This window comes from Haloarcula sp. Atlit-120R (assembly GCF_003665885.1).
Classification (GTDB): Archaea; Halobacteriota; Halobacteria; order Halobacteriales; family Haloarculaceae; genus Haloarcula; species Haloarcula taiwanensis.
This window is the reverse complement of sequence record NZ_QPLN01000123.1, coordinates 1-434: the sequence shown is the minus strand read 5'-3', so window position 1 is coordinate 434 and position 434 is coordinate 1. Positions and strand designations below refer to the sequence as shown.

Here is a 434-nt window from a genome sequence, read left to right as displayed (position 1 = left end):
GACGGGGAAAGGAGAGAACGAATGAGTATCTGGGTGGACGTCGCGACGGTCTCCTCGGGCGTCAACGTCGTCGTGCTACTCGCACTGTCGGCGGTGTGGGCCCGAAACTACCTGACCTTCAGGTCTAAACACGCCGTCGGACTCCTCGTGTTCGGGGTGTTCCTCCTCGCCGAGAACGCGCTGGCGTTCTACATGTACATCCTCGACCCGACGCTCTCGGGGTGGTTCAGCACCGACGTGCCCGTCATCGCGTGGCGACTGATGATGCTGTTACACGTCTTCGAGACGGTCGGTCTCGTGTTCCTCGCGTGGATTACGTTCGACTGAAAACGCTGTTTTCTCCCGCTCTCGTCCGGTTTTGACGCACCCCCGCCCGCTCAGTTGCGGTGTTTCCGCTCGTGAGTCGGGTGTTCCGAGATGTAGACGCTCGTGTG

At 60.8% G+C, this 434-nt stretch carries 1 protein-coding gene; it reads left to right on the top strand.

Annotated elements, in window-relative coordinates; translation table 11 throughout:
* The first annotated feature begins 21 nt into the window (after window positions 1–21).
* On the top strand, window positions 22–327 hold the full coding sequence (locus DVK01_RS21530) for a hypothetical protein (RefSeq protein ID WP_049916523.1): 306 nt from the start codon (window positions 22–24) through the stop codon (window positions 325–327).
* Window positions 328–434: the final 107 nt, after the last annotated feature.